7 protein-coding genes and 1 pseudogene are annotated in these 6,582 nt (G+C 41.6%); 4 read left to right on the forward strand and 4 right to left on the reverse strand.

The genetic code is table 11. From position 1 onward, the window contains the following. Positions 1 to 93 (reverse strand): annotated as a pseudogene (locus tag ACZM60_RS14080) (IS982 family transposase); the annotation flags it as partial. Positions 94 to 317: 224 nt separating this feature from the next. Between ACZM60_RS14080 and ACZM60_RS14085 the strand changes: the two are divergent. From ACZM60_RS14085 to ACZM60_RS14100, 4 genes are all read left to right on the forward strand, one after another. Beyond that, positions 318 to 518 (forward strand): helix-turn-helix domain-containing protein, encoded by a 201-nt coding sequence (locus ACZM60_RS14085; RefSeq protein WP_177609514.1) that lies wholly within the window; start codon positions 318 to 320, stop codon positions 516 to 518. Between the two features lie 27 nt (positions 519 to 545). Further along, positions 546 to 1,733 carry an adenine-specific methyltransferase EcoRI family protein gene (locus ACZM60_RS14090; protein ID WP_489521805.1) on the forward strand — a complete coding sequence of 396 codons (1,188 nt, stop codon included), beginning with the start codon at positions 546 to 548 and terminating at the stop codon, positions 1,731 to 1,733. A gap of 395 nt (positions 1,734 to 2,128) precedes the next feature. After that, the gene (locus ACZM60_RS14095; RefSeq protein ID WP_489521806.1) at positions 2,129 to 3,301 is read left to right on the forward strand and encodes an HNH endonuclease family protein; all 1,173 of its coding nucleotides are present in this window, start codon (positions 2,129 to 2,131) and stop codon (positions 3,299 to 3,301) included. 68 nt (positions 3,302 to 3,369) lie between these two features. Beyond that, the gene (locus tag ACZM60_RS14100) at positions 3,370 to 4,293 is read left to right on the forward strand and encodes a tyrosine-type recombinase/integrase (protein WP_489521807.1); all 924 of its coding nucleotides are present in this window, start codon (positions 3,370 to 3,372) and stop codon (positions 4,291 to 4,293) included. Positions 4,294 to 4,384: 91 nt separating this feature from the next. Here ACZM60_RS14100 and mobV read toward each other — a convergent pair whose 3' ends face one another. The 3 genes from mobV to ACZM60_RS14115 all read right to left on the reverse strand — a co-directional run. Further along, a complete protein-coding gene (gene mobV, locus ACZM60_RS14105) occupies positions 4,385 to 5,755 on the reverse strand; it encodes a MobV family relaxase (RefSeq protein WP_489521808.1) in 1,371 nt (456 codons plus the stop codon). A gap of 154 nt (positions 5,756 to 5,909) precedes the next feature. Next, a complete protein-coding gene (locus ACZM60_RS14110) occupies positions 5,910 to 6,236 on the reverse strand; it encodes a hypothetical protein (protein ID WP_489521809.1) in 327 nt (108 codons plus the stop codon). Between the two features lie 90 nt (positions 6,237 to 6,326). Beyond that, positions 6,327 to 6,582 (reverse strand): hypothetical protein (locus ACZM60_RS14115; RefSeq protein WP_489521810.1); only part of this gene is annotated, 256 nt, incomplete at its 5' end.

A 6,582-nucleotide genomic window follows, 5' to 3' on the forward strand; every position in this document is an offset into this window, starting at 1 on the left:
ATTACGATGTTGCTTTCCATCAGTGACCGGAAGAAGATTTTTCTTCAATTCAGACTCAAAATTCTTATCAAACTCATCAATAATACAGAAAATTTCCGTAAATCTGTATAAGGAATATAGCTATTTGATATTAAACGAGTTAGAAGGATTACCTTATTTTGGGGTAATGATTTAGCAACCGTCTTAATTGCTGTGTTTTGCTTTACTTTACGTATCGATAACTCTTTGCATACAAAAATAATACAATTTTCAATACCAAGCCAATATTACCAAATAAAATTTTGTACCTTTGTCACATTCAGACAAAAACGGCATATATGAACCGAATAAAAGAGGTATTAGATGCTAAGGGCATTAGTCAAACGGAATTGGCAAACAGGCTTGGAAAGACTTTCAATATGGTCAATCTATATGCTACGAACAAGGTACAACCTCCCATTCCTGTTTTGTATCAAATTGCAGACATTCTGAATGTTGATGTCAGGGACTTGTTAATACCCAATAAGATTAGTAGATAGCTTAGTAAACAACGAAAAGAAGAAACGATGGCAAATAATAATTTGAAGGAAGCGAAAGCAGCTAAAAACGATGAATTCTATACTCAATTCCACGACATTGAGGTGGAAATGAATGCATACCTTGAATATGACCCAAACGTATTTAGGGGAAAGACTATTTTATTACCCTGTGATGACCCCGAATGGAGTAACTTTACCCGTTATTTCGCCGCCAAGTTCGATGAACTTGGATTGAAAAAGTTGATTTCTACAAGCTATGCACCGGATAGCAAGAAATACAAAACACCATATCAGCCATCTTTGTTCGAGCAAGATGCTCCACAATTTGATAAAACCAAGACTTCTGTCAAAGGAAAGATATTCATTTTGGAGAAAGACAAAAGTGGGGATGGACGTATAAATATAGATGACCTCGAATGGAAATATTTGGATGGCGATGGAGATTTCCGTAGCAAAGAAGTTACAAAGTTGCGGGATGAGGCAGATTTTATCATTACGAATCCACCTTTTTCTCTTTTCAGGGAGTTCTTGGCGTGGATAATGGAGGGTGGAAAAAAGTTTGCTGTGATAGGAAACATGAACGCCATAACCTATAAAGAAGTTTTTCCTCTGATAAAGTCAAACCGTATTTGGCTCGGTGCAACCAATTTTAATGTAGGGATGTATTTTTTCGTCCCTGAAGGATTTGTATATAAAGATACGTATAAGTTTCAGCGTGAAATGGATGGAAGAGCTGTTAATAGAGTTCCAGGAGTATGCTGGTACACGAGTATCGAGCATGGTCGTCGTCATGAGCCGCTCCCTTTAATGACTATGGCTGACAATCTTCGTTTTTCCAAGCATAAGGAGATAAAAGGCAAGGCGGCATACGACCGTTATGACAACTATGATGCTATAGAAGTGCCTTTTACGGATGCCATTCCCTCGGATTATGAGGGTGTTATGGGTGTTCCTATCTCCTTTTTGGACAAGTATTGTCCGGAGCAATTTGAAATCTTAGGGATAACAAAGACATGGTTTGGAAGTGCTTCCAAAATTTATCCCGAACAAATCCAAGTTGACCGTCAAGGGAAAAAGTCCAAAGTAACAAAACTCAATGACGGAGCAGTATTGTTTCACTCCGAAGTTCCTCAGAATGAAACTTATTACATAGTTGATGGGGAGTATTACACTCAAGTATATGCAAGAGTTCTTATCAGACATATCAAATTATAATTTACGGATGAGAATCCTTTGATAGACTTTTTCTTGAATACCGTTTCTTGTAATTACTCCACTTGCATTTAAGTCGTAAGTACCGTTTTTCCCGAACTTTTTCAAATAGGCAGTTTTACATTCGCAAGTGGTATAAATACGGGTTTTCAGCGAATATAAGTCCTCATTCTCACACATCCCTAAGATTTCAAAGAACTTCATAACTTAGTAATTCTCCTAATTAGCACACGTGCGTATGGTTTTTGAGGTATTCCATTTTCCATATAATAGAGCTGACCATCCCGCAGACTGGGATTTAGTTTCTTCAATTCACGAGGATACGGACGTAATCCAAGCTCTTTACCTGAATCACCTTGTGTCTGACCTAAGATTTCAACTTAAAAACAAAAAAATATATGAAGACAACATTACATACAGAATGGACAGTTGCAGATGTCTGCAAAGGTTTTACATACAATGAATTGGAAGGTAAGGGACTATTCGGGCTTGATGGGCGACTTACCATCCAGCCGGAATACCAGCGACATTACATCTACAATGACGGTAAACGCGATGTAGCCGTCATCGAATCGCTGTTGAAAGGATATCCTATTGGGGTGATATACTTCAATCGTACAAGTGACGGACGGTATGAGGTGCTTGACGGACAGCAGCGCATCACTTCTTTCGGCAGGTTCGTCACAGGGAAATTTGCCATAAAGGATGCCGATGGAAATATACAGTATTTTTCGAGTCTGCCTAACGAATTACAAGAAAAGATAATGCAGTCCTCATTGCTTATTTATGAGTGTGAGGGCGAAGAAAAGGAAATAAAGGAATGGTTCAAGACCATCAACATTGTGGGCATACCACTTAACGAACAGGAATTGCGTAACGCCATTTATTCGGGCGAGTTCGTTACGGCGGCGAAGCGTGTGTTCAGTAATTCACAAAATGCAGAAGTCCAAAAATGGAGCCATTACATAAAGGGGGATGTCAAACGTCAGGAATACTTAGCAGAGGCTCTAAAATGGGTATGTGCCAGCAAGGGAATAACTATAGATACCTATATGAGTTTGCATCGCCGAGATACATCCATAGGTGAACTGGAAAACTATTTCCGTTCTGTGATAGATTGGGTTTCCACTACATTCACTATGGTGGAACGGGATATGTGTGGTCTGGAATGGGGGCGGCTTTACGAAACTTATCATAAGACCCCTTACAGCATTAATCATGTGACGGAACGTGTGTTTGCCTTACAAGCTGATGAGAGCATCAAATGCCCACGCAATATCTATGAGTATATATTAGGAGGCGAACAAGATAAAAGTTTGCTTCAAATCCGTCTGTTTGAAGAATCAACAAAACGTGCGGCATATACTCGTCAAACCGAGGCGGCGAAAGAAAAAGGCATATCCAACTGTCCGTTATGTGCCATCGGTGACAATGCCAACAAGACACGGATTTACAAGCTTAACGAAATGGATGCCGACCATGTGACCGCATGGAGCAAAGGCGGTGCTACGTCTATTGAGAATTGCGAAATGTTGTGTAAGACGCATAACCGTTCAAAAGGTAACAAATAATGTGATATATTATAGAATATACGTATTTTGAGGGAGTTATGACATTATTAATTCTCTCAAAATTGTATATGCAGAAAACATTTCAAGAAATTTCAAAAAACTGGTGTGAAACAAAACGCCCAATTGTAAAGCACTCTACCATGTGTGCTTATTTGCTGACACTTCAAACCCATTTGCTGCCTTATTTTGGCACAAAGACATTCATTACGGAAGATGATGTCCAACAATTTGTCATTCACAAACTTTCTTGCGGACTTGCACGTAAAACCATAAGGGATATGGTAGCCGTATTAAAATCAGTAGCCAAATACGGGAGAAAACATAAAATTTTCCCATTTGAAGATTGGGAAATAGAATATCCTACAAATACGGAAGTGCCCCGATTGCCTACCTTGACAATAAAGCATCAACGCATACTGATGCGGCATTTGATTGAAAAACCGACAGCACAGAATATAGGGGTGCTATTAGCTCTATGTACAGGCATGAGAATAGGAGAAGTATGTGCATTACAATGGCAAGATGTGGATTTTAGACAACGAATTATCACAGTAAGGCATACTGTAGGGAGAGTTTACAATTGCGAATTGAAGGTCACAGAGAAAATACACTCATCGCCAAAGACAAGGAACTCATATCGGGATATACCAATTTCAAAACACTTATTTCAATGTTTGAAAACGGTCAAGAAAGTTTCTACTTCTCCGTATGTTGTCGGATCATCGGAACATTCCAAAGAGCCTCGTTCATATCGTGATTATTTTTCCCGATTATTAAAACGTCTTGAAATACCTCAAATCGTATTCCACGGACTTCGGCACACTTTTGCAACTCGGTGTATAGAAAGTCAATGCGATTATAAAACTGTGAGTGTAATATTCGGTCATTCCAATGTGTCGACAACACTTAATCTTTATGTGCATCCTAACCTCACTCAGAAAAAGAAGTGTGTTGAACGTATGAGCAAGTTTCTTGGAATAGCGGAACTGTAATTTAGAAGTAAGGCTTTTAACTTATGAGAGAATAGTAAATCAGTTTTGGGCGTACCCAAACACAAACTTACCATTCTCTCATTGGTATTGTTTATAATCCCATACCCTTGCCTTTTTTGAGTGGCGCAACTGTTCTGCGTACGGAAGAAAACAGTTTATTAAATTGTTCCTTGAACCACTCTCCAATAGGTTTTCCTTCGATACAAAGTACAAGTTTCGACTTGTCTTTCGGGTCTTTTACAACTTGGAAACCTGCGTTTTCTGTCTTAAACTTCCGTTTATGTTCCTCCGAATAGAGTTCGCCCTCGTAGAAAATCGGCTTGCCGCTTATAAGCGTGGCAGTTTGTCTTTCGTTGAAGCCGATTTTGAGGCAGAACTTCTCCATGTACACCAACTCTTGGAACAGCGGGAACCACTTCTTGGCTTTCTGGATGATTGATTTCAGGAATGACACTTCTTCTTGGTGTGCCGCTTCTTTATCTGTCATCTCCCTGCGGTGCTTGACTTGCAGTTCCATAAGTTGGCAGTTGTGTTCCTCCTGCTGCCGCTGCATCTGCTGTTGCAACAACTTGATGCCCTCATCACGGGCGGCGACCTCGCCTTGCAGGATGCGGTTGTCGGCTTCCAGTTCTTTCAATTTACCACCGCCCAAAAGAGAACCGACCTTTGCCACGAATGCGGCTTTCGCTTCCGTCTTGGCTGCTTCCAGTTTCTCCGACTTGACTTCCTGCCTTACCTCGTCAAGCTGTTGCTCTGCCTGTTGCTGCTCTGTCTGTAACTGTTGTACATTGGCTTCGAGTTCACTCGTCTGTCGTACCAAATCACGGTAGTATTGGGCTGTTGTCGTATGCCGTGCTTCCGAGCCACGTACGCCACGTTGCAAATCGTATTTTTCCATTACTTTTGCGTAACTGTCGTGATAGGCAACGAGTTTCTCACGTGTCAGCACATCATCGGCACACAGGCGCACGGTATTGGCTTTCTTGCGGTAGGAGCGTTTACCTTCCGTCTGCTTTTTCTTGGCTTTCCTGCGCTCTCCTGTTACTATCGGTACGATCGTGGCATGAATGTGCGGTGTGTGCTCATCCATGTGCAGGACTGCCGAAACGGTATTTTTCTTGCCGAAGGTACGTTGCAGCCATTGAAGGTTGTCATCACACCATTCGTCAAGTCTGCCCTCGCCCTGTATTTTCATCATATCCTCGTGCGTACCCGAAAGCACGATTCTAATTGCCCGCACTTGGCCGGGGGTTATCTTACGTTTGATGCCTGCCGTACGGATACGGTGGCTTATCGCTTCGGTACGGTCGGACACTCCATCAGGAAACTCCACCAGTTCACGGTTGAGATGTGTACGTGTAGGGTCTGCGTTCTTGGGTATGGTCTTACGTTCTATGTGGTCGGATGCGCCCGTGTCAGCCGAGCCTTTCGCTTTGTTGATTTGAATGCTTATATATCCCATGCTTGTTTTTCGTTTTCAGGTTTGACAATTTGGTTTGTTGGTTTCCGTCCGCTGCGGTCATGCCGCATGGCAAACGGGGGTGTCCAGAGGGGTGTAACCCCGTTGGCTCATTGGGGCATTTTTAGCTGTGCTTGCACTGCGTAAAGAAAATGCCCTAATGAGCTATGGCTTTTCTGTTTCCAAAAGCCTGTGAGAGTACCAGCGGTATAGGCAGACCTTTTCTTTTCATTGATATGATACGCCTTCCCTTGTCGGCTGGTCGGACAGCAGGCAGGTCGGATGTCCGACCAGCCTGCGGATAGTGGCATTTTCTTCCATCCGTTTGTTCCACAGACTTGTTGGCGAATGAAAATCCGATGAATTGATGATTTAATGGTGTAATACACTGACAACCAGAATGATATATATTCATCATCGTTTCATCAAACCGCTCGCCAAAAGAAAAGTGATGTAGAGTGCGGTGTGTCCTTTCTCTTTTCATCAGCCCGATTCTCTTGTTGAAAGGTTGATGAAAACATAAGTTGCTGTTTTTCTTTACGTTTATATATACTTTCATCATTTCATTAAAATATCAGAATTTTTCCAGTTGTGTTTTGTTTACCGTGTTGTAGCGTCCTATTCCTCTTATCGGCGAATAATGACAATCCCGATTTACAATCTTGTAGAGAGTAGAACCTACGCAAATGATTTCTTTTTTCTTCATGTTCTTGATACAGGTTTTAGTGTTGCCTACATTCTGTCGGCAACGGGTTAAACATGGTTGCAAAGCTACGGAAGTGTCGGTAAAATCTTGATACGCAAATCTATGCGGAACGGCGCAAAATAGG

The organism is Phocaeicola sp. (assembly GCF_057861905.1).

What these genes read in the sequence shown, in the direction of transcription:
- ACZM60_RS14085 (WP_177609514.1), top strand. Translation starts at nt 318, where the DNA reads ATGAACCGAATAAAAGAGGTATTAGATGCTAAGGGCATTAGTCAAACG.
- ACZM60_RS14090 (WP_489521805.1), top strand. Translation starts at nt 546, where the DNA reads ATGGCAAATAATAATTTGAAGGAAGCGAAAGCAGCTAAAAACGATGAA.
- ACZM60_RS14095 (WP_489521806.1), top strand. Translation starts at nt 2,129, where the DNA reads ATGAAGACAACATTACATACAGAATGGACAGTTGCAGATGTCTGCAAA.
- ACZM60_RS14100 (WP_489521807.1), top strand. Translation starts at nt 3,370, where the DNA reads ATGCAGAAAACATTTCAAGAAATTTCAAAAAACTGGTGTGAAACAAAA.
- mobV (WP_489521808.1), bottom strand. Translation starts at nt 5,755, where the DNA reads ATGGGATATATAAGCATTCAAATCAACAAAGCGAAAGGCTCGGCTGAC.
- ACZM60_RS14110 (WP_489521809.1), bottom strand. Translation starts at nt 6,236, where the DNA reads ATGAAAAGAGAAAGGACACACCGCACTCTACATCACTTTTCTTTTGGC.